Consider the following 22,575-nt stretch of genomic DNA (forward strand, 5'->3'; position numbering starts at 1 on the left):
CGGGCTCCGCTGCGCTCCGCCCAGGGAGGCCGCCTCGCTTCGCTTGGCGGGGTGGGCTTCGGCCGGATCAAGCGCTGCGCGCTTGGGAGAGACCGGGCTCCGCTGCGCTCCACCCGGCTCCGCTGCGCTCCGCCCAGAGATGCCACCTCGCTTTGCTCGGTGGGGTGGGCTTCGCCCACCGGTGCCGCCCTTCGGGCGGATCCAAGCGCTGCGCGCTTGGGAGAGACCGGGGTTCCGCTGCGCTCCACCCGGCTCCGCTGCGCTCCGCCCAGGGAAGCCACCTCGCTTCGCTCGGTGGGGTGGGCTTCGCCCACCAGTGCAGGCCTTCGGGCGGATCCAAGCGCTGCGCGCTTGGGGGAGACCTTGGGAGAGACCGGGTTCCGCTGCGCTCCCCCCGGCTCCCCCCGGCTCCCCCCGGCTCCGCTCGGCGAGGTCGGCTTTGCCGACCATGCCGGCCTTCGGCCGGGAGTCCTTCGCTTCGCTGCGGACTGGTTTGGGCTCCGCTGCGCTCTGCCCAAGGAGTGCCTTCGCTTCGTTGGGGGTCTGACTTCCCTAGCCCAGACCGTCTCTGGCCGGGAATCCTTTGTTCCCTTGCGTGTTGGCTCCGCTGCGCTTCGCCTAGGGAAGGCTGGGCTTCACTTTGCTCGATGAGGTGCCTTCCGCTTCGCTGCAGGCACCGTACGGTCGGCGGGTTGTCCATTCGTTGAGTGCGGAAGGTCCCGTGTGCTTCGTTTTGAGCACTGGCTAAAGCTTGACTGGGTGTGAAGGGCTGAAGGACGGCTGTGTTTGATCGGGGATGGGTGCTTCAGGTCAGGGAATCGGGACAGCGGTACGGCGGTTTGGCCGCTGTTGTACTGAAGTTCGCCCATTTTTGATGCTTGTCTTATGGGTTCTTTTCGGCCCGAACAAGAGGGCTTGGCATGCTCATGTGACTGCTGTTCTCAACAGGGCGTCCTGGAGTGCTTGAGGAGTGATTCAAAGGCACCTGTGGATAGAGATGGGAACCAGACACACCAGGCTCTGTTCAGGACAGGTGTCCGAGGAGGGTGAACCTCTCCACAGAGCGCATGACGGTGCGTCAGATTACGGATCCGCGGCAGTCGTTTGGGCTGTGCTGGGACCGTCAGATGCGAGACCACGTGCATATAGAGGGTACGGAGATGCGTTTGCGCAGGTCAGAGGGGGTGCGGAGGAAAAGATATGTCCCCTGAGAAGGGACATATCTCGGGTGATGTGTCCCTGGTGAGGGGACAGAGCGACGACAAAACGTCAGCGAGACTGACGCAATTAGGCCTAAAACGTCGGGATGGCTGACGTTTTGCGGAGATGTGTGCGTGAACTGGGGGTGGGAGGGGTGGGGTTGGCGCGCGGTGGTTGGAGGGGGGTCCTGGCCGAGATATGTCCCCCCAGGGGGGACACAAGACACGCCGAACGTCAACGAGCGTGACACTTGTGTCACCCTTGTTGACATACTCTCCTCGCAGATCAACGAAGTGGAGAGCATCCTCGTGTCATCCGAGCCACAGCGCCGCCGGCCGAGTCCCGGGCGTGCGCCGCGTCCTGATCTCCCTGTTGATGACGCGATCTCGGCCTGGAGTCAGCCGCTGGCCCCGGTCAAGGACCTGGACAGCCTGGCGAAGCGGTACCCGAGCCGGAAGCTGACGCTGGAGGGTGAGCGCAAGCCGCTGGAGTTCTACGGGACCCAGAGTCAGCCGAACGCATTCTCGATGGACAGCCTCGAGTTCTTCCTGGTCATCGCGCAGTACTTCCGGGAAGCGTTGCCGTTGCGGCTGATCCTGCTGCTCATCGCCTGTCAGCGGGCCGGGGGGCGGATTCAACTGACGCAGGAGGAGATGGCTACCATCCTGGATGTCACCCGGACGAAGATTTCGGAAGCGCTCCACACGGTGATGTCTCATGGGATCGTCTTCAAGGTGCGGCGGGGTGTGTATCAGTTCAACCCGCCCTACAGTTACCGGGTAGCCGAGTTCATCCCGGGTACGGAGATGACGGGTGAGTTCGTGAAGGTGGAGCAGCACAGCACCATCTCGGAGATTCGTGGCGACACGAGTCTTCCGGACCTGGTGCGGTTTCCGTCGCTGGACCACATGCGGCAGGCCATCGCGGAACTGCGGGCCGAACGGGCAAAAGAGCGCGCTGCGCGTCGGCTGAGCCGGGCGAAGCGCACGGAAGAAGGGACAGCTCAGTGAGCACCTTGCGATTCGCTGCTGTCAACGCCGATGGGCTTCTCTCAGACCTCGACCTCCCGCCGGCGGCCTATCGGGTGCTGCTGAAGCTGCGTTCGTTGAGTGAGCCGGGTGGACGGATCCTCATCGACCAGGCGACGGTCGGTGGGCTGCTGGATCTGAGTCGGCCGAGCGTGAACGCCGCGCTGCGGAGTCTGGAGCTCGCGAAGGCGGTGCGCAAGGTCCGCAACGGGGTGTACCAGATCAACCCGATGCTGGCCGGTTACAACTCTTTCGAGGACGCGGTGGCGGCGGTCAACGAGATGCCTGCGGAGGAGCGGCTGGACGCGCGCGGCTATGTGGCGAGCTACCACCAGGCCGTGGCGGCGTACCAGGACCAGCTGGCCGAGCAGCGTAAGAAGCGGGCCGCGCAGGCGGCTGCGAAGAAGGCCGCGGAGACGAAGCGGCGGAGGACGCTGCACGCCGTCGGGTAGCGGGACGTACGAGGAAGGCTTCTGAGGGGTGCTCAGGGGCCTGGTGGGGCCCCGGAGGTATTCCGGGGCCCTCTTGTGTTGCGGGGGCTTCAGGCGGGCTTGTGGGGCCTCGGTCAGCTCCCGGTGTGTATTGGTGGTTCCTCGTGTCCGGGGGGTGCGTGGCGGGCGGGGCGGGCGGCGGGTCGTCTGCGGGAGACGGCGACGCCGGCCAGGCAGATGGCGCCGCCCAGCAGGGTCAGCCAGCCGGGGACCTCGTCGAGGACGGCCCAGGCGATGAGGACGACGGCGGCGGGGACGGCGTAGGTGGTCGCGCCCATCTTGCCGGCGGTGGTCCGGGAGAGGGCGTACGTCCAGGTGGTGAAGGCCAGGGCGGTGGGGAACAGGCCCAGGTACACCATGTTGAGGGTGGCGTTGAGGGGGGCGCGGGGGAGGTCGGTGAGGAGTTGGCCGGCGAAGGGGAGGGTGACTGCGGTGCCGACGAAGCAGCCGTAGGTGGTCACCTGGAGGGGGCTGGCGTGGGAGAGGGCGGGCTTCTGCGAGACCACGCCGGCTCCGTAGGTGAGGGCGGCGACCAGGCACAGGAGGACGCCGGTGACGGAGGCGGCGCCGCCGGTGGAGGTGGACAGGCCGACCACGGCGGCGCCGGCGAAGGAGACGCCCATCCCGGCCAGCAGCATCGGGGGGAAGCCCTCCTTGAGGAGCCAGCCGCTGAGCAGGGCGATGATGATCGGGCCGATGTTCACGATCATGGCTGCGGTGCCGGCGTCGACCTTCTGCTCGCCCCAGTTGAGGGCCACCATGTACAGGCCGAACCACAGGACTCCGGAGGCCAGGATGCCGGGCCAGGCCTTGCGTGACGGCAGCGGGACGCGTTTGACGAGCAGGACGCAGCCCAGGGCCAGGGAAGCCGTCAGGAGACGTCCCAGGGCCAGGGCGCCGGGGCCGTAGTGGGCGGCTGAGGAGCGGATGGAGACGAAGGCGGAGGCCCACAGGACGACGGTGAGGGCCGCTGCTGCGAGGGCGCGTCGGTCGGTTCCGGGTGCGTCGGATGGTTGGTCCATGCCGAGAACTTCTCATGGCGGAGAGGGCCGGTCCGACGCGTTTTCGTACGGGTGGGCGGTGCTTCAGCTGCCGGGTTCCCCGGTGAGGAGCAGTTTCTTCTGCGGCTTGCCCATGGCGTTGCGGGGGACGGCCGTGATGAAGCGGACCTCCCGGGGGCGTTTGTGGACCGACAGGTGGGCGGCGACGAACTCGGTGAGTTCGTCGCCGGTGACGCCTTCGGCGACGACGAACGCCACGATGCGCTGCCCGAGGTCGGCGTCGGGGACGCCGACGACGGCGGCTTCGGTGACCTTGGGGTGGTCGAGGAGGGCGTTCTCGATCTCGCCTGCGCCGATCCGGTAGCCGCCGGACTTGATGAGGTCGATGGAGGCGCGGCCCACGATGCGGTGCACGCCGTCGTCGTCGACGGCGGCGATGTCGCCCGTGCGGAACCAGCCGTCCTCGGTGTACGCGGCGGCGGTGGCTTCGGGCCTTCCCAGGTAGCCGGCGAAGAGGGTGGGTCCGGTCAGCTGGAGTTCGCCGATGTCGGCGCCCGGTTCGGCCGCGATGCGGGTGCGGATGCCGGGCAGCGGGGTGCCGACGGTGCCGGGGCGGACCTCGGCGCAGGCCCGGCCGCTGACGGTGATCAGGGTTTCGGTCATGCCGTACCGCTCCACGGGCCGGTGTCCGGTGAGGCGTTCCAGGTTGCGGAAGACGGGGGCGGGCAGGGCGGCGCTGCCGGACACCAGGAGGCGGGCCCCGGACAGGGCGGCGGCGTCCTGTGGTGAGGCGGCGATCCGCGACCAGACGGTGGGCACGGCGAAGTACAGGCTGCCGCGGGCCTGTGCGTAGGCGGCGGGAGTGGGGCGGCCGGTGTGGAGCAGGCGGCTGCCGGTGCGCAGGGCGCCGAGGACGCCGAGGACGAGCCCGTGGACGTGGAAGAGGGGCAGGCCGTGCACGAGGGTGTCCTCGGCGGTCCACTGCCAGGCTCCGGCGAGGGCGTCCAGGTCGGCGGCGACGGCCGCGGCGGTGAGGACGACGCCTTTGGGGGCGCCGGTGGTGCCGGAGGTGTACAGGATGAGCGCGGGGTCCTGGGGGGCGGGTGCGGGTCCGCTCCAGGGGGAGCGGCGGGCGAAGTCCACGGTGAGGTGCCGGGCGCCGGAGTCGCGCAGGATGTGCTCGCGTTCGGCGGGTCCCGCGTCGGGTGGCAGTGGTACGAGGGGCACCCCGGCCAGGAGGGCGCCGACGGCGGCGGCGACGGTCTCCAGGGAGGCGGTCGCTGTGACGGCGAAGGCGGGGGCTCCGGCGATGTCGGCGGCGACGGCCCGGGCTGCGCCGAGCAGGTCCTCGTAGGAGGTGCTGCGGCCGGCGACGGTGACGGCGTCCTTCCGGTCCCCGTGGACGCCGGTGAGGGCGGTCAGCATGGCGGCGACTCCGTGAGTGGTGGGGGAGCGGGTGGGCCGGGGTCAGCCTACGGGGCCGGGCTGCGGGGCTGGGCTGCGGTGCGGGGGCTGGGCTCCAGGGGCCGGGGCTGGGCTCCAGGGGCCGGGTCGCCTCGGCCGCAGGCGGGGGCCCCGGCAGCAGGTGCCGGGGCCCCCGGGGGCGGTGGCGGCCGCGGGGGGCGGTCGCGGCGCGGGGGGTCGGTCAGATGACGCCTTGGGCGAGCATGGCGTCGGCGACCCGCTCGAAGCCGGCGATATTGGCTCCGGTGACGTAGTCGCCGGGGGCGCCGTAGCGTTCGGCGGTCTCGGCGGTCACCGTGTGGATGGAGCGCATGATGGCGGCCAGTTCCTCTTCCACGCGGGCGGCGCTCCAGGCGGTGCGGCCGGCGTTCTGGGCCATCTCCAGGGCGCTGACGGCGACGCCGCCGGCGTTGGCGGCCTTGCCCGGGCCGAAGGCGATACCGGCGTCCTGCAGGATGCGGACGGCGCCGGGGGTGGTGGGCATGTTGGCGCCTTCGGAGACCACCTTGACGCCGCTCTGGAGGAGGTTGCGGGCGTCGGCCTCGTCGAGTTCGTTCTGGGTGGCGGACGGGAAGGCCGCGTCGGCGGGGACCTCCCAGACGCGGCCGCCGCGCACGAAGCGGGCGGAGGTGCCGCGCCGGCGGGCGTACTCGGAGACCCGGCCGCGTTCGGTCTCCTTGATCTGCCGGAGCAGCGCGAGGTCGATGCCCTTGTCGTCGACGACGTAGCCCTCGGAGTCGGAGGCCGTCAGCGGGTTCGCGCCGAGCTGCTGGAGCTTCTCGATGGTGTGCAGGGCGACGTTGCCGGAGCCGGAGACGACGGCGGTCAGGCCGTCCAGGGCGCCGCCGCGGGCGGCGAGCATCTCGGCGGCGAACAGGACGCTGCCGTAGCCGGTCGCCTCGGGGCGGATCGCGGAACCGCCCCAGCCCTGGCCCTTGCCGGTGAGGACGCCGGCCTCCCAGCGGTTGGTGATGCGCCGGTACTGCCCGAAGAGGTAGCCGATCTCGCGGCCGCCGACGCCGATGTCACCGGCCGGGACGTCGGTGTGCTCGCCGATGTGGCGGTGGAGCTCCGTCATGAAGGACTGGCAGAAGCGCATGACCTCGGAGTCGGACCGGCCGCGGGGGTCGAAGTCGCTGCCGCCCTTGCCGCCGCCGATGCCGAGGCCGGTCAGGGCGTTCTTGAAGATCTGCTCGAAGCCGAGGAACTTCACCACGCCGATGGTGACCGACGGGTGGAAGCGCAGGCCGCCCTTGTACGGGCCGAGGGCGCTGTTGAACTCGACGCGGTAGCCCCGGTTGACGTGCACCCGGCCGTGGTCGTCCTGCCACGGGACCCGGAAGATGATCTGGCGTTCCGGTTCCACGAGCCGCTCCACGAGGGCGGACTCGGCGTACTCGGGGTGCGCGGCGAACACGGGGCCGAGGGTCTCCAGGACCTCCCGTACCGCCTGGTGGAACTCGGGCTGGGCGGGGTTGCGGCGCTCGATGTCGGCGCGCAGCGCGTCCAGGCCGTCCTTCGGGGCCGTCTGGTCCTTCACGGGCTGTTCCTCCTGGGGAGTGGGTCCGGTCCGGTACCGGGGCCGACGGGCCGCCGGGGGTCCGGATCGCTGTCACTGTTGCGGGCAGGGCTCAAGACACCATAGAAGTGGGGTGGAATCCTCCGGGACGTGATGGGTCGGCGGTGCCTATGATCGGCGTCGCCGGCACGGAGGACGGCCCGATCAGTCGCCGGCAGGGGGAGACCGGTGTGGAAACGGCACGACTCGTCGCACTCGTCGCTGCGGTTCTGACCTCGGCGCTGATGAGCGGACTGTTCTACGGGTTCTCCGTCGCCGTGATGCCGGGCCTGAAGCAGAGTGGCGACCGTACGGTCATCGAGACGATGCAGCGCATCAACGTGGCGATCCTCAACGGCTGGTTCCTGCTCGGCTACCTCGGCGCCCTGCTGTCCATCGGGCTCGCGCTGGGGCTGCACGGTGCTGCGGGCGGGGGTGGGGGCGGTGCGGTGTGGCCGGTGGCCGGGGCGCTGCTCTGCTACGTCCTGGCGATGGTGGTCACCGCGCGGGTGAACATCCCGCTGAACAAGGCTCTGGAGCAGGCCGGGCCGCCTGAGCGGATCGCCGATCCGGGGGCGGTGCGGTTGGCGTTCGAAGGGCCGTGGGTGCGGGCCAACGCCTGGCGTGCGGTGCTGTGCACGGTGTCGGTGGGGCTGCTGGCGTGGGCGCTGGTCCTGCACGGGCAGGGCCGGTAGGGGCGTAAGGCCGGTAGAGGTAGGGCTGGTAGAGGCGTAGGGCCGGGGTGGCCGGTGTGGCTGGTACGGCTGGGGGGAAATCGCCTTCGGGCCGTCGGGGGGCCGCCGTTAGGGTGCTGGTCATGAACAGCACGTCCCTTCGTCTTGAACCGGTGACCGCAGAGAACTTCGACGCGGTGTGCGCGGTGCGCGTGCACCCCCGTCAGGAGCACCTGGTCTCACCCGTGGTGAAGTCTCTCGCCGAGGCGTACGTCCACGGGGCGGCGGCCTGGCCGCGGGCCGTTGTCGACGGGGAGGAGGTCGTCGGCTTCGTCATGGCCTTCTTCGACGTCGTGTGGAATCCGGCCGTGGACCCCTCGGACGTCCGGTCCGGACTGTGGCGGCTGAACGTCGCCGCCGGGCGGCAGGGCAAGGGCTACGGGAGGTTCGCGGTGCAGGCCGTCTCCGAGGAGCTCCGTCGCCGGGGTGTCGGACGGCTCCACGTGACCTGGGAGCCGGGTGAGGGCACCCCGGAGCCCTTCTACCTCGGTCTGGGGTTCCGCCTCACCGGGGAGACCAGCGGTGGTCAGACGGTCGGGGTGCTGGATCTGGGGTGAGGGGGTCCGGGCCGGTTACGGGGACGGCAGGACGACCGTGCGCGGGGGGCGGCACGGCTCCGGTGCGGCGGCCGGGGCGGGAGCGGTGCGGAAGGCGCTGGGGCTGATCCCGCGGACCCGTTTGAAGGCGGTCGAGAGGGCGAACGCGCTGCTGTAGCCCACGCGGCGGGCCACGGTCGCGACGGTGGCGTCCGGTTCGCGCAACAGGTCGGCGGCCAGGGCCAGTCGCCAGCCCGTCAGGTACGCCATGGGCGGCTCCCCCACGCTGTGCGTGAAGCGCCGGGCCAGCGAGGCGCGGGAGACCCCGGTCTTGAGGGCCAGCCCCTCCACCGTCCAGCCGTGCGCCGGGTCCTCGTGCAGCAGGCGCAGGGCCTGGCCCACCACCGGGTCGTTCTGGGCGCGGTACCAGGCCGGGGCGCCGCTGCCGGGCGTCGCCAGCCAGGTCCGGAGCACTCCGATCAGCAGCAGGTCCAAGAGCCGGTCCAGCACGATCTCCTGGCCGGGCTCGTCTTTGCCGATCTCCTCCGACAGCAGGTGGATCAGGGGGGTGACGGCGGTGGTGGGTGGGTGGGCGGGGTTGACCGGGTGGGCGGGGCGGGGGCTGCGGTGTACCAGCATCGAGGGGAGCACGCCGAGCAGGCGCCGGCCGATCTCGCTGGGTGCCTGGTAGGTGCCGCTGAGCATCACCGCGGAGTGCTCGTCCTGCAGGGCGGCGCCCCAGGTGCGCACACCCAGGTCCATGCTGCCGGTGACGTCCTCGCCGTCCTGGGTGCTGCACCGCTGGTCCGCGTCGACCGTGATCTGTACGGGGGTGCCGGGGGAGTCCGCAATCGTGTAGGGCTCCGGCCCCCTGATGACGGCCACGTCCCCGGGGCCGATCGGGACGGGCTCGCCGTCGTCGGGCACCAGCCATGCCGAGCCGCGCACCATCGTCGCCACCGACAGCGGGGCGTGGTCTTCGACCCGTAGGGACCAGGGTGGGTTGAAGACGGACTTGAGGAGGAAGGCGCCCCGGGCGTTCGGGCCTTCGAGGAGGCCGGTCAGCGTGTCCATCCGTACATCCTCCTGCGCTGGGCGCTGGGCGCTGGGCGCAGGTGCCGGGCGCTGGGTGGGCGGGCTCGGGTGGCCGGGCTCGGGTGGGCCGGCTGGGCGGAGGTCAGGCGTTCCAGATGCCGGTGGCGGCCGCGCGGCGGGCGAAGTCGGCGAAATCGCGGGGCTTTCGGCCGAGGACCTCCTCGACCCCGTGGTCCAGGTGCGCGTTGCGTCCGTCGAGGATCAGGGCGAACAGGTCGGCGAAGTCCTCCGGGAGGCCGTGCTCGCGCAGCACCGCCCGGTACGAGGCGTCGGAGACGGCCACGTACGTGATGGTGCGGCCGGTGGCCTTCGACAGCTCGGCAGCGACGTCCTGGAAGCTGAGCAGGCGGGGCCCGGTCAGTTCGTAGGTCCGGCCGATGTGCCGGTCGTCGGTCAGCGCGGCCACCACCACGTCCGCGATGTCGTCGGCGTCGACGAAGGGTTCTACGGCGTCCGCGGTCGGCAGGGCGATCTCGCCGGCCAGGACCGGCTCCAGGAAGAAGCTCTCGTCGAAGTTCTGGTGGAACCAGGCGGCGCGGACCACGGTCCAGTCGGCGCCGGAGGCCTTCAGGTTCTCCTCGGCGCGCCGGGCCGACTCCTCGCCGCGGCCGGAGAGCAGGACCAGGCGGCGGGCTCCGGCGGCGACGGCCGCCCGGGCGAACGCGCCGACCTGGTCGGCGGCGCCGGGGAAGGCGAGGTCGGGGTAGTAGGTGACGTACACCCGGTCGACGTCCTCCAGGGCCGCGCTCCAGGTGTCCGGACGGTTCCAGTCGAAGGGCGTCTGCGAGGAGCGGGAGCCGACCCGGACCGGGCGGCCCTGGGCGGTGAGCCTTTCGGCGACCCGGCTGCCGGTCTTGCCTTTGCCGCCGATCACCAGGGTGGTGGCGGCGGCTTCCCTGCTCTGCGTGCTGTGCGTCGTCTGCGTCATGTGTCCAGTCAAATCCACGGTTGCGAGACGGGCCATGGCCGCAGAGCTCAGTTGCATACGCGTGCGTCTCAGCCCTCGGCGAGGGTGTGGGCGACCAGGGCATTGGCGTGGCCGTGGCCCAGGCCGTGTTCCTTCGTGAGCCAGGTGACGAGCTCCATGTGGCGGGTCAGGGGAGCGGCGCGGATGAGGTCCTGCCAGTGGGAGACCGGGTGCCCGTACTTCTTCTCGATGGAGGGGAAGTAGGAGGCCGGGCCCTTGGGCTTGTCGGTCATGGGGGTGTGTCCCTTCTGTGCGGCCGCGTGGTGCGGCGCGGTGCTGTCGGAGGTATGACGGCTGCGCTGCACGGAACTCATCGGTCGGGCGGGAGGAATGTCGCGGGCGCGCGGGGCTGGTGGCCGCAGCGGTGCGCGGCCCGTCCCCACCATCCCCACCCCTCAACCACGGTCCAGGTCAAGCAATGTGATCACATGTCGGTATGACGAGCACGCTCTACCTTTTCTGTTCCGCTGCCCCGCCCGTGTTCGACGTGGCCCATGTGATCGAGGACGCCCGGGTTCGCGGCTGGGACGTCTGCCTGGGTCTGACGCCCACGGCGGCCCACTGGCTGGCCGGGAGCCTCGACGGGCTGGCGGCACTGACCGGCCACCCGGTGCGGTGGCAGTACAAGCTGCCGGGGGAGCCCGACGTGTGGCCCGCAGCCGATGCGCTGCTGTTCGCCCCGGCCACCTTCAACTCGCTCAACGGCTGGGCGCTCGGGCTGACCGACCGATTCGCCGCCGGGGTTGCCGCGGAAGCGCTGGGCAAGGGCACTCCGGTGGTGGCCGTGCCCTGCCTGAACGCGGCGCTGGCCGCGCATCCGCAGTTCGACCAGTCGGTGGCCGTCCTGCGCGGGGCCGGGGTGACGGTGCTGCACGGGGAAGGCGGCTTCGTGCCGGGACCGGCGGGCCCTGACGCCCCGGACCACTTCCCGTGGCAGGCGGCCTTGGACGCAGTGGGGCGCTGACGGCACCGGGGTGCCGGTGGTGCTGGTGGTACCGGTGGTACCGGTGGTGCTGCTGGTGGTGCCGAGGGCGTTAACGGCGTTAACGCCGTTAACGCCCTCGGTGGTTCGGGGCGCCGGGGGCGGGTGGCGTTAACGCCGTTAATGGTGGGTGGGGTGGGGTGGGGTGGGGTGGCGTGGGTGCCTTCTGCGGGATGCGGGGTGCGGAGTGCGGGGTGCGGGGTGCGGGGGGCGGTGCCGTTAACGGCGTTAACGGCGTTAATGCCCTGCGGGCCCGTCAGCTGCCACAAAGTAATAGGTCAAAGTGGAGCAATCGGTCGGGAAACGGACTGGCTTCGGTGAGAAACCGTACTTGTCGACTGGTTTTCTTTGGGTTCTTCCGACTAGATTGATCCTCAAGTGAGACGCCTGCGGAACCCCCGCGGCGTCCGCTCGTCGAGGACGCGGGGGACGGGTACGTGGCGAGGGTCAGGCAGGAACGCGCCGAGATCACCCGACAGGCGATCCTGGACGGCGCTGCCGTCGCCTTCGACGCGTGCGGGTTCGAAGGCACGAGCCTGAGTGACGTGGTCAGGCACGCCGGGGTCACCAAGGGCGCCCTGTACTTCCACTTCCAGTCCAAGGAAGCCCTGGCCCGCACCCTGATGGGAGAGCAGTACCGGCAGGTCGCCGAGGGGGTGCCCGCCATCGTGGACCCGGGCGTCCAGACGGTCATCGACCTGACCCACCGGATGGCGCACGCGCTGCGGACCGACATCCGTATCCGCGCCGGGATCCGGCTGGTCATCGAGCTCGGCTCCTTCACCCAGCCCGATCCGGAGCCGTACAACGTCTGGATCGACACCTGCCGGGACTGCCTGGGTGCCGCCCAGGAACGCGGCGACGTGCTGGCGGCGCGTGACGTGTACGAGCTCTCGACGCTCCTGGTCGGTGCGTTCACCGGGATCCAGGTCACCTCGCACGTGCGGACCGGCCGCGAGGACCTGCACGCCCGGGTCTTCGACCTGTGGGACTTCCTGCTCCCCGGGATGGTGCCCGCCGAGCGCATCCCCCTCTTCGACCCGTCGGGCTCGCCCGAGTGCCGGGCCGAACTCGGACTGCCGGCCCCCGACTCCCTCGGAGTCGCGGTCGGCTGACGCCGCGTCCAGGGCGGCCTCGTACACGCCGTGGTGAACCACGGGGGTGCTCACTACGGCGTGTGCGAGGCCGCCCTGTCGCGTTTCCCGTAACGTCCCGGTTCGATCCGGTGTCGTTGCGGAACCCGCCCTGGATCCGCTCCGGATCCAGGGCGTTTCTTATTTCGTTAGCAAAACTCAAGCGTGGCGGCCTCTCTTGGCGTAGAACGTTAGTAAAGTCCCTCTCATGACTTCGCCCTCGTCCCAGAGCGACCGTGAGAAGGTCGTCTCCAAGCTCCCCCCGAGGCTGCGCCAGGAGTTGAAGATCCGCACCGCTCAACTGCGGGTGGACATCCAGGACGCCGTTCACCAGGGCATCGCCCACTGGAGCGCCCTCGCTTCCGCGCCGTCGCCCGCCGACACCTCCGGCGCCGAGTCCTTCTCCACCTGGCTGCCCGCGGGCCAGTGGGAGTCCTTCCGCGCCGATGCCAAGGACCGGGGCGTATCCCTGATCCAGGGGCTGGCCCAGGCGGTGCGGCTGTGGTTGGAGATGAACCCGGCCCCCACCGTCCGGCGGCCGGCGGTCGTGCGCCGCATCATCGTGTGCAACCAGAAGGGCGGCGTCGGCAAGACCGCCATCACCGCGGGTACGGGGGAGGCCCTCGCGGAGGATCCGTCCGCGCTGCACCCGGTGCGGGTCGCCCGGCAGCTGGCCCGGCTCGCGGGTCCCGAGGACGAGGGACGGCAGGCGGACCCGGCGGCCGTGCCGGTCGATCTGGAGGACCTGCCCGGTCTGGGCATGCGGGTACTGCTCGTCGACTTCGACCCGCAGGGCCATCTGACCAAGCAGCTCGGACAGCAGCCGCTGCCCATCGGCGGCGACAGCCTCACCTGCCACATGGCGGGCGAGGCCAAAGGCCCCCTCGCCGAGCTGATCGTGCCGGTCTCCGACGAGCGTTTCGGCGACCGGCTGCACCTGCTGCCCGCCTGCACGGACGCCTTCCTGCTGGACGTCCGGCTCTCCACCGTCCGGGCCCGCGAAGCCGCCCTCGAACGGGCCCTCGCCCCCGTCGAGTCCGACTACGACGTCATCCTCGTCGACTGCCCGCCGAGCCTGGGCCTCAGCATGGACGCGGCCATCTACTACGGGCGCCGTCGTGACACCGAACAGGCCGGCGCCTCGGGGGCGCTGATCGTCGTCCAGGCGGAGGACTCCTCGGCCGACGCGTACGACCTGCTCACCTCGCAGATCAACGACCTGCGCGACGACCTCAGCCTCGACATCGACTACCTGGGGCTCGTCGTCAACCTCTACGACGGGCGGCGCGGCTACATCGCGACCTCCTCCCTCCAGGCGTGGATGGACATAAAGGATCCGCGTGTGGTGGCCGTCGTACCCGACCTCAAGGAACAGCGCGAAGCGGTGCGGGTGAAGCAGCCGCTGTTCGTGTACGCGCCCAGGGGCGGCCAGGCGGTCGCACTGCGCGCCCTCGCAAGGGAGATCTCATGAGCAAGGCCGACAAACTCGGGGTCTCGGCGTCCTTCGCCCGGGCCCAGCCGGCCGGCGTCAGCTCCCGCCGCGCGGCGATCGCCGAAGCCACCGGCGCCCCCACCTCCGGGGTGGTGCCGCCCTCGGAGGTGCCCATCGAGGCGCTGGCGCACAACCCGTTCAACCTCCGTGAGGAACTCACCGAACTCGACGAGATGGCGCAGTCCCTGCTCGCCCGGGGACAGCTCCAGCCGCTCGCGGTCGCCACCCGGATGGCCTTCATGGAAGCCCACCCGGGGCAGACCGACGGGCTGGGCCGGGCCCCGTACGTGGTCATCGACGGCAACCGGCGGCTGGCGGCGGCCCAGCTGGCGGGGCTGAAGTCGATGCACATCCACGTCAACGACTCCTTGGCCACCTCCGCGGCGGACATCCTGGAGTCCGCGCTGATCGCCAACGTCCACCGGGTGGACGTGGCGCCGATGGACCAGGCCCGTGCGCTCCAGGAACTGGTGGACGTGCACGGTTCCCAGGCGCAGGTCGCCAAGCGGCTCGGGAAGACCGCGGCCTGGGTCTCGCAGCGGCTGAGCCTCCTTCAGCTGACCCCGGAACTCCAGGAGAAGGTGGAGTCGGGGGAGCTGAAGGTGGAGCCGGCCCGGCGGATCGGGCGGCTGCCGCAGGAAGAGCAGGAGGCTGCCGCGGAGGCTACCGTCAACGCGGTCACCCCCCCTCGGCAGCGGAACCGGGCGGCGGCAGCGGCAGCGGGCGGGCCGAACGCCGCCACCGGTAGTGCCGGTCCGGGCGGCGGCAGCGGTGGCAGTGGCAGCGGTGGTGGCGGCAGCAGCGTTAACGGCGTTAACGCCGTTAACGCCGTCCTGGCCGCCGAGGGGGGGAGCGGCGCCGGGGCAGGTGCCGGGGCGCGGCGGATCACGATTGCGGCGGACTCTCCGGAGAAGGTCGCGGACGGGCTTGCGGCCCAGCTGTCCCCGGCGGATCTGAGGGCCGTCACCGAGCTCCTGCTGAGCCGGATCTGAGGGCGGGCGGACTGGAGGGCGGGGCGTCGGCGGCGGGGTGCCGTCTGCGTCCAGGGCGTTGACCGCGTTGACGGCGTCAACGCCCTCTGAGGGGTCGCGGCGTTAACGGCGTTAATGCCCCCTCGGGGGCGGCAGCGTTAACGCCGTTAACGCCCGGGCGTGGTGCGGGACGCGGCGGGAGGTCGGCCCCCGTGCGTTTCGTGTGCGTTCAGGCGTGCGCTTCGCATAGGCTGCATCTGGAGGTGCCTGCATGCACGAGGAACACGACGGCCTGTTCGCGGCAGTCGACGCGCTGCTCGAAGAGGCGGCCGCGCAGGACGCGCTGCCGCACCCCGACGAGCGCAAGCGGCTGCGTGAAGCTGCCGGGCTCAGTCAGGAACAGATCGCCAAGGCCCTGTCCGTACGGCGGGAGACCGTCACCTCCTGGGAGACCGGGCGCACCGCGCCGCGGCCGCCGAAGCGCGCAGCCTACGTCCGCCTCCTCGACGGGCTCGCCAGTCTTCATCCTCGTGCCGATGCCGATGCCGATGCCGATGCCGATGCCGATGCCGATGCCGCTGCCGGTGCCGGGCACGGCGGCCGTGCTGCGGTCGGCTCTGCCCCTGTTCCTGACGGCATGGCGGAGCCCGAGCCTGAGCCCGCTTCCGCGTCCGGGGCGGAGGCCGCTGCGAGCCTGGCGATCATCAACGGCGTTAACGGCGTTAACGCCGTGGGCGGTCCGGGCCGTGTGGGGGCGGAGCCCGAGCCGGAGGCTGCGGCCAGCTTGGCGATCATTAACGGCGTTAACGCCGTTAACGCCGTTAACGCCGTGGGCGTCGCAGGTGGGGCCGCGCCCGCTCGACGCCGTGCCCCGTGGAGCCGGCCCGCCGCCCTGGAAGGCAACGGGCCCCTGGTCGTCCTCGACGGCACCGGCCGCGCCCATGCCGCCGGCGGGCTCGTCCTCGACCACCCCACCACCGGGCTGCCCGCCCTCGTCTCCTGGGCGCTCGGCCCGGAGGCCGACCTTCACTCGCCGCGCCTCCACCGCAACGGCAAGGACGGCGACCCCCTGCTCGTCCTCACCGCCGCGGCCGCCGAGGCGTTCGGCCTGCCGCCCGTCCTGGAGGACCGCCGGGGCCTGCGGCTGCCCGACGGCCATCCGGTCCTGCGCCAGCTCGCCAAGGCCAAGTGGCAGCTCACCCGGCGCGGCTTCGGCCCCTGGCCCCGTATCTACCGGCCGGCGACCCAGGGCGGCGGCCGCCAGTGCGTACAGCTCGCCGTGCTGCCCTGGGGCGCACTCGACCCCCGCGCCTGGGGCGAGGACACCGCGGGGCTGCCCGCCCCGGAACTCGCCGAACTGCTCACCTGCTACGCCGCCCGCGTCCTCACCCCGCGCGGTTCCACCGCCGTCTCCGGCCTGGAACTCATGACGGCCCTGAGGCCGCCGACCCGCGCCGTCCGCAACCCAGGCACCGGAGCCTGGGAGTCCGCGCCCGTTGCCGGCTCCCTCACCCGTCCCGTCGACCCCGCGCCGCCCGAGGCCCCCGACGAGCACCCGGTGGTCGCGGCCCTGTACCCGCGCGCCCACCAGCGCACCCCGGACCAGGTCCTCGACGAGGAGGCGTACGACTGGATCCGCGACCCCGAGCTCCTCACCGACGCCGAGTGCGCCCGCACCCACGCCGTCGGCATCGACGTGAACATGGCCTTCGCCGCGGCCGCGAACCGGCTGACCGTCGGGCTGGGTCCCGCCGTCCACGACCCGGCTCCGCGGTTCGACCCCAAGGTCCCCGGCTGCTGGCTCGCCGACCTGTCCGGGCTGCGCCTGGACCCGCGCCTGCCCAGCCCGTTCACCCCGCACGGCAAGGCCCCGGCCGGCCCCGCCTGGTACGCGACCCCCACCCTCGCCTACGCCCAGGAGCTCGGGCACGAGGTCTTCCCGAGCGAGGCCTGGCTGCGCCCGGACCACGGCCCCTACCTCGACGCCTGGTACGCCCGCCTGCGCGACGCGTACCTGGCCACGATGGCCGACCTGGGCGTGCACCCCGACCTCGACGAAGCCGGATACCTGGCGGCGATGGAGACCCACAAGCAGCACGACCCGGCGCGCACGGCGGTCCTCGCCGCGATCAAGTCCACGGTCAAGGGCGGCATCGGCAAGCTCCGCGAACGCCCCCAGGGCGCCGCCTACCGGTCCGGCGAGCCCTGGCCCGCCCTGGAACGCCCCACCTGGCGGCCCGACATCAGGGCTGCGGTCATCTCCACGGCCCGGGTCAACATGCACCGCAAGATGCGCAAGCTCGCCGCGGCGGGGGAGTACCCCGTCGCCGTCCTGTCCGACTGCGCGGTGTACCTCTCCAACGGCCCCGGACCGCTCGACTTTCTGCCCCGCACCCCCGACGGCAAGCCGCTGCCCGGCGGCTTCCGGCTCGGTGTCAGCCCCGGCATGGTCAAGCACGAGGGCACCCAGCCCCTGCTGTGGGCGGTCCGGATGCTCGACGAACGCCACAACCCCGCCCGCCACATCAAGGGCCACGACGCAGCGGCCGACGGAGAGTAGCTTCCCCCCATGTCCGAGATCAGCGACAGCCTCACCAAGGCCGATGAAATGAACTTCACCCGCCCCGTCCCCAAGTCGGCGGGTGCGCAGATGCGGTTCCTGGTGAAGCAGCTCAAGTCCACGAAGGCCGTGGCCGCTCTGCTCGGCATCTCCCAGCGCACCGTCGAACGGTATGTGAAGGACCAGATCAAGCAGCCGAAACCGGCCCTTGCGACCCGTCTGTCGGGCGAGGTGCGCAGCCGCTGGCAGCCCCTGGTCCGCAAGCGGGCCCGGGACCGGGCGGCGAAGAGCACCGGCCTGGTCATCGAGACGCGGGCGAGGTTCGGGTTCACCGCCGCCCCCGGTACGAGCGACGACGGGCGGATGCGCCGGATCACCCAGCACCTGCCGCCCGAGTACGCGGGCCGTCTGCTCGCCGCGCAGGAGGCGGGGGCCTCCGAGGTCCAGCTCCGCCGGATCGCGGCTGAAGGACTGCAAGAGGTCTACTTCAAGGACGGTGGAGCCCGGGCCCAGGGGCTGCTGGTGGAGTTCACCGACATCGACTACGTCGACTTCGCCTTCTGAGGCCCGTCCCAGGCCAGCGGCCTGCCGGCGTCCCGTGCCGCCCTCAGGGGGCGCCGGAGCCGTTGCGCGGCCCCGTTCAACTGCGGGAACGGGGCCGCAGTCGGACGGGCACCGGTCTCGGTTAGATCGGGGATGCGCAGACATCCAAGCTGAAAGAGGACTCGATGACGTACGTCGTTCACCCCGGGGACCGGCCGGAGGGTCGCCGCGGTTTCGAGATCGTGCTGTCGAACAACATGACCGACGGCGCGGCATCGCTGGTGGAGACGCGCCAGGGTCCGGCCTGGTCGGGTCCGCCGCTGCACACGCACGCCGAGTCCACGGAGACCTACTTCGTCGTCTCCGGCAAGCTCATCGTCCAGGTGGACGACGAGGTCGTCGAACTCGGCCCGAGCAGCATGGCGTACATCACCAGCGGCACCCGGCACACCTGGGCCACCCCGCCGGGCGAGGGCGCGCACTTCCTCACGCTGCACATGCCGGGCGGCTACGAGAACTACCACCCCACCGCGCTGCAGGCCGAGAAGGACAACGGCGGCCCGCTCACGCAGGAGGACCTGTTCAAGATCGCTGCGAAGTTCGACTGGCGGCCGTGCGGCGAGTCGCCGCAGCGGCTGACGCCGGACGGCCGGCTGGTCCCGGCGTCCCAGGCGGACGACGAGGCGGCGCGGCTGCGTGCCGAGTGGCTGGAGGCGAACGGCCAGGAGGTCCGCGTGGAGGCGATCCACGAGGACGGCTTCTACGAGAAGGCCGGCCAGGGAGCTTAGAGTCCGCCGCCCCCGCTGCTGCGGGGTGCCCTGACGCGCCTGTGCCCAGACCCCCCGAGCGGGGGTCTGGGCACAGGCGTGTGCGGGGGGCGCGGTCCGGCGTGCGGACAGCACACTGCCGGGGCCCTGGTGGGGGCCCCGGCAGTGGGTGTACGGGCCTTCGCGCGCCGACGCGCAGGCTAGGCGCCGGGCCCATGCGCAGGCGCGGGCGCAGGCCCGGGCCTGCGCCGGGGCGTACGCGCAGGCTAGGCGACGCGCTCGGCGAGGAAGTCTTCCCAGGTGCGGGTGCCGACCTGGGTGCCGGTGAGGGCGAGGTTGTCGCCGGCGCGGTAGGCCTTGCCGGCCTTTCCGGGCATCCGGATGGGCAGCAGGGGGCGGCGCTTGCCGGTGGCGGCGAGGTAGCTGCGCAGGAGGTCGCCGAGGGGGTAGACCTTGGGGCCGGCGATGTCGGCGACGCGGCCGGCGGGCTGGCCGAGGGTGAGTTCGACGAGGCGGGCGGCGACTTCGCGGGAGTCGACGGGCTGGAACTGGAGGCCGCCGGGGGCGGGGACGATGGGCATCTTGGCCATCTTCTCGCCCATCATCAGGACGATGTCGTGGAACTGGGCGGCGCGGAGCATGGTCCAGGGGATGCCGGAGCCGGTGACGGCGTTCTCGGCGTCGAGCTGGGTCTTGAACCAGCCGAGGGGCATGGTGTCGGCGCCGATGACGGAGATGTAGACGAGGTGCTTGACTCCGGCGCGCTTGGCGGCGTCGACGACGTTCTGGGTGACCTTGTCGTCGCCCTTGGTGCCGCCGGCGAGGTGCAGGACGGTGTCGATGCCCTTGAGGGCGGTGTCGAGGCCGTCGCCGTTCATCAGGTCGACGGAGAAGTACTCGATGCCGGGGGTGTTCTCGCGCGGGGTCCGCGCCACGATGCGTACGTCGCGGCCGGCGGCCCGCAGGAGCGGGACGACGTGCTTGCCGAGGTTGCCCGTGCCACCGGTGACCAGGATGGGTGAGGTCATCGCTCCCGTGTCTCCTCTTTCATTGTGTGTGGGTGTGCTGGATGTGCTGGATGTGCTGTGCGTGTGGCTGCTGAGCGGAGCCGGCCTCAGGCGGACACGGCCGACCGTGCCGCACCGAGCCAGCGGTCCAGTGCGCCGGCCAGGTCGCCGCCGTCGGGCGCGACCCAGGCGAGGTATCCGTCGGGGCGGACCAGGGCCGCCTCGGGAACGGAGTTCAGGAGGCTGTCGCCCTCCACCGGGACCCAGCTGCCGGAGACCACGTCGACCCGGTCGGACCAGGCCGCGGCGATCCGCTGCGCCTCGGAGGCCGCCTCGGAGGAACCGGTGGTGATGAGCACCGCCCGTCCCGCGTGCAGCAGCTCGGCGACCCGGGTGCGGGTACCGTCGGCCCGTACGAGCTCCCGGTCGGGGAACAGGCGACGGCCCAGCAGCGGGTGCTCTCCGGCGCCGACGTCGTAGCGGACACCGAGCCCGCTGATCATGCCGGCGAAGTGGGCCGCCACGTCCTTGTCGTCCATCAGCTCGCGCATGACGGCGCGCAGCGGGTCGATCCCCTCGTCGCTGAGGTACAGCAGCGACCCGGCGTGCGTGTTGCGCAGCAGCTGCTCGCCGTAGGGGTGGCGCTCCGCGTGGTAGGTGTCGAGGAGGCTGTCGGGGGCCGAACCGGTGGCCACCGCGGCCAGCTTCCAGCCCAGGTTGACCGCGTCCTGGATGCCGGTGGCCAGCCCCCAGCCCGCCAGCGGGGGAGTCTCGTGCGCGGCGTCCCCGGCGAGCAGGACCCGGCCGCGCCGGTAGTCGGTGGCCAGTCCCGCGCCGTTGCTGAAGGCGGCCATCCAGCGGGCCCGGCCGTGGTGGATGGACTCGCCGGTCATCCGCTGCCAGGCGTCGGCGACGTCGGTGAAGGTCAGGGAGGCGGAGTCCGGGTGCGGCGGCAGGCTCCGGTCGTGGATGAGGACCCGGTAGTAGCCGTCGCCCAGGCTGACGGACAGGATCATGTGGCCGCCGGGCACGTGCTTGCCGGTGGGTCGCTGGGGCAGCTCCACCCCGGTGACGTCGGCCATGTACATCCCGCGGGTGGACTCCCAGCCGGGAGCCTCGATGCCGGCCAGGGTGCGTACGGTGCTCTGGCCGCCGTCGCAGCCGACGAGGTACGCGGCGGCCGCCTCGACGCGGCCTTCGGGGCCCTCGAAGCCGGCGACGACGCCGTCCCCGCTCTGCTGCAGGTCCACGAGCTCGTGGCCGCGGACCACCGGTACGCCCAGCTCCTCCAGCCAGCCCGCGAGCATCTCCTCGGTGCGGGCCTGCGGCAGGCCCAGTACGCCGTGGTGGCTCTCGTCGAGCTTGCCGAGGTCGATGCCGACGCCGCCGAAGTGGCCGTTCTGGCCCGTGCGGTACGAGCCGAGCCGGGTCAGCAGGCCGCGCTGGTCGAAGACCTCCGCGACGCGGCGGGTGAAACCGAGCGCACGCGATTCCCCGGAGGGTGCGGGCAGCCTGTCGTACACGGTGACGTCCGCACCGCCGAGCCGGATTTCACCCGCGAGCATCAATCCGACCGGTCCGGCACCGACAACTATTACGCGAGTTTTCACTTTCCGGCTCTCCCGTGTGAAGACAATGCTGCCTGCGGCATTGAGCGTGAGCGTAGCGGGCTTGCAGCCGCCGTACAACGTATCCAATAGTCGAACCGGAAGGTTTGGCTCAGACTTTTCTGTCTGAACCGGGGAAAGACCGGCTCCCGGTCCGACTCTTTATCAAGCGGTTGACGAGTTGAATGCGAGTCGCATTCGAGTGGAATTCGAGAATGGATTTCCCGGTCCCGTCCCGTCCGGTCAGGTCCTAGGACGCGGAGGCGGCGACCGGGGCGTCCCAGTCGATCCGGTACGTGAACTGCCAGTCCATGTTCTCGGGCTTGATCTCGCCCGCCCCGCGGGCGCCGGCCTTGCTGGCGTTGGTGCGGGTGGCGCCCTCGATGATCCGCTCGACGCGCTCGCGCCGCAGCAGCTCGTAGGCCGCGAAGGCCTCCTGGTAGGGCAGGTCGCGCAGGCAGCGGGCCAGCTGCACGGAGCTCTCGATGGCCTGGGAGGCGCCCTGGCCGGAACTGGGCGAGGCGGCGTGCACCGCGTCGCCGACCAGCACCAGACGGCCCCGGCTCCAGGTCGGGACGGTGGGCATCGTCTCCAGCGGGCCGGTGATCAGCAGGTCGGCCGGGTCGGAGCGGCGCAGCAGGTCGGGGGCGGGGGAGCGGTCGCCGGCGAAGGCCTCGCGCAGCACGGACAGCCACTGCTCGTTGCCGACCGCCCGGGCCTCGGCGAGGGTCATCGGCTCCGGGTGCGGCAGGTTCACGAACCAGCCGCCGGAGGAGTCCGCGTGCGCGAGGTAGCCGAAGGAGCCGCGCTTGCCGTAGGCGACGTGCAGTTTGCCCTCGGTGGAGGGCAGGCCGGTGTCGCCGAGCTGGGCGGCGAAGCCGAGCAGGCCCGCGTACCGGGGCTGCGGGGCGTCCGCGTCGATGAGGGTGCGGACGGTGGAGCGGATGCCGTCCGTGCCGACCAGAATGTCGGCGTCGGCGTGGCTCCCGTCGGCGAAGTGGGCGCGTACCCCGTCCTCGCCCTGCTCGACCTCCACGATGCGCTGGTCGTGCAGGGTGCGGATGCCGCGGCGGGCGGCCTCGTCGTACAGGGCCCGGTAGAGGGCGCCGCGCCACACGAAGCGGGAGGGCGGCAGCTCGGAGGGGAGGCTGACCTCGCCGATCACCTCGCCGTCGCCGCTCTTGAGGACGGTGCCGCGCATGGGGATGCCGACGGCGCGTACGACGTCCCCGGCGCCGATGGCGTCGAGGGCGTTCACCCCGTTCGGGGCGAGGCTCAGGCCGCCGCCGATGCCGTCGGCGGTGCTGCTGTACGCCTCGTGGACGGTGGCGTCGATGCCGGCCTTCTGCAGGGCCATGGCGGTGATCGTGCCTGCGATACCGCCGCCGATGACGAGGGCGGTACGGGTCTGGGAAGTCATAGCGTCTCTGCCTCTGTCG

Annotated in this window: 20 protein-coding genes; 11 read left to right on the forward strand and 9 right to left on the reverse strand. The window is 71.5% G+C overall.

All coding sequences use genetic code 11. The features are described from left to right. The first annotated feature begins 1,493 nt into the window (after window positions 1-1,493). Both ACLJTM_RS33165 and ACLJTM_RS33170 read left to right on the forward strand, forming a co-directional pair. Window positions 1,494-2,210: a hypothetical protein gene (locus ACLJTM_RS33165; RefSeq protein WP_411107522.1), complete on the forward strand. Its 717-nt coding sequence runs from the start codon at window positions 1,494-1,496 to the stop codon at window positions 2,208-2,210. Continuing rightward, window positions 2,207-2,680: a MarR family transcriptional regulator gene (locus ACLJTM_RS33170; protein ID WP_411107523.1), complete on the forward strand. Its 474-nt coding sequence runs from the start codon at window positions 2,207-2,209 to the stop codon at window positions 2,678-2,680. Before ACLJTM_RS33165 ends, ACLJTM_RS33170 begins: the two co-directional genes overlap by 4 nt. 113 nt (window positions 2,681-2,793) lie before the next feature. On the opposite strand, the gene ACLJTM_RS33175 is transcribed toward ACLJTM_RS33170, so the two are convergent. The 3 genes from ACLJTM_RS33175 to gdhA form a co-directional block, all read right to left on the reverse strand. After that, the gene (locus ACLJTM_RS33175) at window positions 2,794-3,741 is read right to left on the reverse strand and encodes a DMT family transporter (RefSeq protein WP_411107524.1); all 948 of its coding nucleotides are present in this window, start codon (window positions 3,739-3,741) and stop codon (window positions 2,794-2,796) included. A gap of 63 nt (window positions 3,742-3,804) precedes the next feature. Beyond that, on the reverse strand, window positions 3,805-5,145 hold the full coding sequence (locus ACLJTM_RS33180) for an AMP-binding protein (RefSeq protein ID WP_411107525.1): 1,341 nt from the start codon (window positions 5,143-5,145) through the stop codon (window positions 3,805-3,807). Window positions 5,146-5,365: 220 nt separating this feature from the next. After that, on the reverse strand, window positions 5,366-6,724 hold the full coding sequence (gene gdhA, locus ACLJTM_RS33185) for an NADP-specific glutamate dehydrogenase (RefSeq protein ID WP_411107526.1): 1,359 nt from the start codon (window positions 6,722-6,724) through the stop codon (window positions 5,366-5,368). Window positions 6,725-6,933: 209 nt separating this feature from the next. On the opposite strand from gdhA, the gene ACLJTM_RS33190 reads away from it, so the two are divergent. Together ACLJTM_RS33190 and ACLJTM_RS33195 are read left to right on the forward strand one after the other, a co-directional pair. Further along, window positions 6,934-7,437: a DUF1772 domain-containing protein gene (locus tag ACLJTM_RS33190; protein ID WP_411107527.1), complete on the forward strand. Its 504-nt coding sequence runs from the start codon at window positions 6,934-6,936 to the stop codon at window positions 7,435-7,437. A gap of 122 nt (window positions 7,438-7,559) precedes the next feature. Next, window positions 7,560-8,033: a GNAT family N-acetyltransferase gene (locus ACLJTM_RS33195; RefSeq protein ID WP_411107528.1), complete on the forward strand. Its 474-nt coding sequence runs from the start codon at window positions 7,560-7,562 to the stop codon at window positions 8,031-8,033. Between the two features lie 15 nt (window positions 8,034-8,048). Here the strand turns inward: ACLJTM_RS33195 and ACLJTM_RS33200 are convergent, their stop codons facing one another. The 3 genes from ACLJTM_RS33200 to ACLJTM_RS33210 all read right to left on the reverse strand — a co-directional run bounded on the left by ACLJTM_RS33200 (window position 8,049) and on the right by ACLJTM_RS33210 (window position 10,307). Next, complete coding sequence (locus ACLJTM_RS33200) at window positions 8,049-9,086, reverse strand: AraC family transcriptional regulator (RefSeq protein ID WP_411107529.1); 1,038 nt, start codon at window positions 9,084-9,086, stop codon at window positions 8,049-8,051. A gap of 103 nt (window positions 9,087-9,189) precedes the next feature. Further along, the gene (locus ACLJTM_RS33205; RefSeq protein ID WP_411107530.1) at window positions 9,190-10,035 is read right to left on the reverse strand and encodes an NAD(P)H-binding protein; all 846 of its coding nucleotides are present in this window, start codon (window positions 10,033-10,035) and stop codon (window positions 9,190-9,192) included. 68 nt (window positions 10,036-10,103) lie between these two features. Next, the gene (locus tag ACLJTM_RS33210) at window positions 10,104-10,307 is read right to left on the reverse strand and encodes a DUF4287 domain-containing protein (protein WP_411107531.1); all 204 of its coding nucleotides are present in this window, start codon (window positions 10,305-10,307) and stop codon (window positions 10,104-10,106) included. A gap of 203 nt (window positions 10,308-10,510) precedes the next feature. On the opposite strand from ACLJTM_RS33210, the gene ACLJTM_RS33215 reads away from it, so the two are divergent. The 7 genes from ACLJTM_RS33215 (at window position 10,511) to ACLJTM_RS33245 (ending at window position 18,543) form a co-directional block, all read left to right on the forward strand. Further along, window positions 10,511-11,038 (forward strand): flavoprotein, encoded by a 528-nt coding sequence (locus ACLJTM_RS33215; RefSeq protein WP_411107532.1) that lies wholly within the window; start codon window positions 10,511-10,513, stop codon window positions 11,036-11,038. A 455-nt stretch (window positions 11,039-11,493) separates the two neighbouring features. After that, window positions 11,494-12,171, forward strand: a complete 678-nt coding sequence (locus ACLJTM_RS33220; protein ID WP_411107533.1) for a ScbR family autoregulator-binding transcription factor — start codon at window positions 11,494-11,496, stop codon at window positions 12,169-12,171. A gap of 226 nt (window positions 12,172-12,397) precedes the next feature. Beyond that, window positions 12,398-13,660 (forward strand): ParA family protein, encoded by a 1,263-nt coding sequence (locus tag ACLJTM_RS33225; protein WP_411107534.1) that lies wholly within the window; start codon window positions 12,398-12,400, stop codon window positions 13,658-13,660. Next, window positions 13,657-14,673, forward strand: a complete 1,017-nt coding sequence (locus tag ACLJTM_RS33230) for a ParB/RepB/Spo0J family partition protein (RefSeq protein ID WP_411107535.1) — start codon at window positions 13,657-13,659, stop codon at window positions 14,671-14,673. Before ACLJTM_RS33225 ends, ACLJTM_RS33230 begins: the two co-directional genes overlap by 4 nt. Before the next feature lie 250 nt (window positions 14,674-14,923). Beyond that, on the forward strand, window positions 14,924-17,212 hold the full coding sequence (gene tap, locus ACLJTM_RS33235; RefSeq protein WP_411107536.1) for a telomere-associated protein Tap: 2,289 nt from the start codon (window positions 14,924-14,926) through the stop codon (window positions 17,210-17,212). Window positions 17,213-17,221: 9 nt separating this feature from the next. Further along, window positions 17,222-17,776, forward strand: coding sequence for a telomere-protecting terminal protein Tpg (gene tpg / locus ACLJTM_RS33240; protein WP_411107537.1), 555 nt, complete (start codon window positions 17,222-17,224; stop codon window positions 17,774-17,776). Between the two features lie 164 nt (window positions 17,777-17,940). Then, window positions 17,941-18,543 carry a cupin domain-containing protein gene (locus ACLJTM_RS33245; RefSeq protein WP_411107538.1) on the forward strand — a complete coding sequence of 201 codons (603 nt, stop codon included), beginning with the start codon at window positions 17,941-17,943 and terminating at the stop codon, window positions 18,541-18,543. Window positions 18,544-18,788: 245 nt separating this feature from the next. Here ACLJTM_RS33245 and ACLJTM_RS33250 read toward each other — a convergent pair whose 3' ends face one another. The 3 genes from ACLJTM_RS33250 to ACLJTM_RS33260 form a co-directional block, all read right to left on the reverse strand. Continuing rightward, window positions 18,789-19,550, reverse strand: a complete 762-nt coding sequence (locus ACLJTM_RS33250; RefSeq protein ID WP_411107539.1) for an SDR family oxidoreductase — start codon at window positions 19,548-19,550, stop codon at window positions 18,789-18,791. Window positions 19,551-19,636: 86 nt separating this feature from the next. Then, the gene (locus tag ACLJTM_RS33255) at window positions 19,637-21,139 is read right to left on the reverse strand and encodes an FAD-dependent monooxygenase (RefSeq protein WP_411107625.1); all 1,503 of its coding nucleotides are present in this window, start codon (window positions 21,137-21,139) and stop codon (window positions 19,637-19,639) included. Between the two features lie 247 nt (window positions 21,140-21,386). After that, complete coding sequence (locus tag ACLJTM_RS33260; protein ID WP_411107540.1) at window positions 21,387-22,556, reverse strand: FAD-dependent monooxygenase; 1,170 nt, start codon at window positions 22,554-22,556, stop codon at window positions 21,387-21,389. Window positions 22,557-22,575 lie beyond the last annotated feature (19 nt).

This window comes from Streptomyces sp. cmx-4-9 (assembly GCF_046548835.1).
Classification (GTDB): domain Bacteria; phylum Actinomycetota; class Actinomycetes; order Streptomycetales; family Streptomycetaceae; genus Streptomyces.

Coding starts and splice junctions, on each gene's coding strand:
- ACLJTM_RS33175 (WP_411107524.1), bottom strand. CDS start 3,741: ATGGACCAACCATCCGACGCACCCGGAACCGACCGACGCGCCCTCGCA.
- ACLJTM_RS33180 (WP_411107525.1), bottom strand. CDS start 5,145: ATGCTGACCGCCCTCACCGGCGTCCACGGGGACCGGAAGGACGCCGTC.
- ACLJTM_RS33195 (WP_411107528.1), top strand. CDS start 7,560: ATGAACAGCACGTCCCTTCGTCTTGAACCGGTGACCGCAGAGAACTTC.
- ACLJTM_RS33200 (WP_411107529.1), bottom strand. CDS start 9,086: ATGGACACGCTGACCGGCCTCCTCGAAGGCCCGAACGCCCGGGGCGCC.
- ACLJTM_RS33205 (WP_411107530.1), bottom strand. CDS start 10,035: ATGACGCAGACGACGCACAGCACGCAGAGCAGGGAAGCCGCCGCCACC.
- ACLJTM_RS33210 (WP_411107531.1), bottom strand. CDS start 10,307: ATGACCGACAAGCCCAAGGGCCCGGCCTCCTACTTCCCCTCCATCGAG.
- ACLJTM_RS33215 (WP_411107532.1), top strand. CDS start 10,511: ATGACGAGCACGCTCTACCTTTTCTGTTCCGCTGCCCCGCCCGTGTTC.
- ACLJTM_RS33225 (WP_411107534.1), top strand. CDS start 12,398: ATGACTTCGCCCTCGTCCCAGAGCGACCGTGAGAAGGTCGTCTCCAAG.
- ACLJTM_RS33230 (WP_411107535.1), top strand. CDS start 13,657: ATGAGCAAGGCCGACAAACTCGGGGTCTCGGCGTCCTTCGCCCGGGCC.
- tap (WP_411107536.1), top strand. CDS start 14,924: ATGCACGAGGAACACGACGGCCTGTTCGCGGCAGTCGACGCGCTGCTC.
- tpg (WP_411107537.1), top strand. CDS start 17,222: ATGTCCGAGATCAGCGACAGCCTCACCAAGGCCGATGAAATGAACTTC.
- ACLJTM_RS33245 (WP_411107538.1), top strand. CDS start 17,941: ATGACGTACGTCGTTCACCCCGGGGACCGGCCGGAGGGTCGCCGCGGT.
- ACLJTM_RS33250 (WP_411107539.1), bottom strand. CDS start 19,550: ATGACCTCACCCATCCTGGTCACCGGTGGCACGGGCAACCTCGGCAAG.
- ACLJTM_RS33260 (WP_411107540.1), bottom strand. CDS start 22,556: ATGACTTCCCAGACCCGTACCGCCCTCGTCATCGGCGGCGGTATCGCA.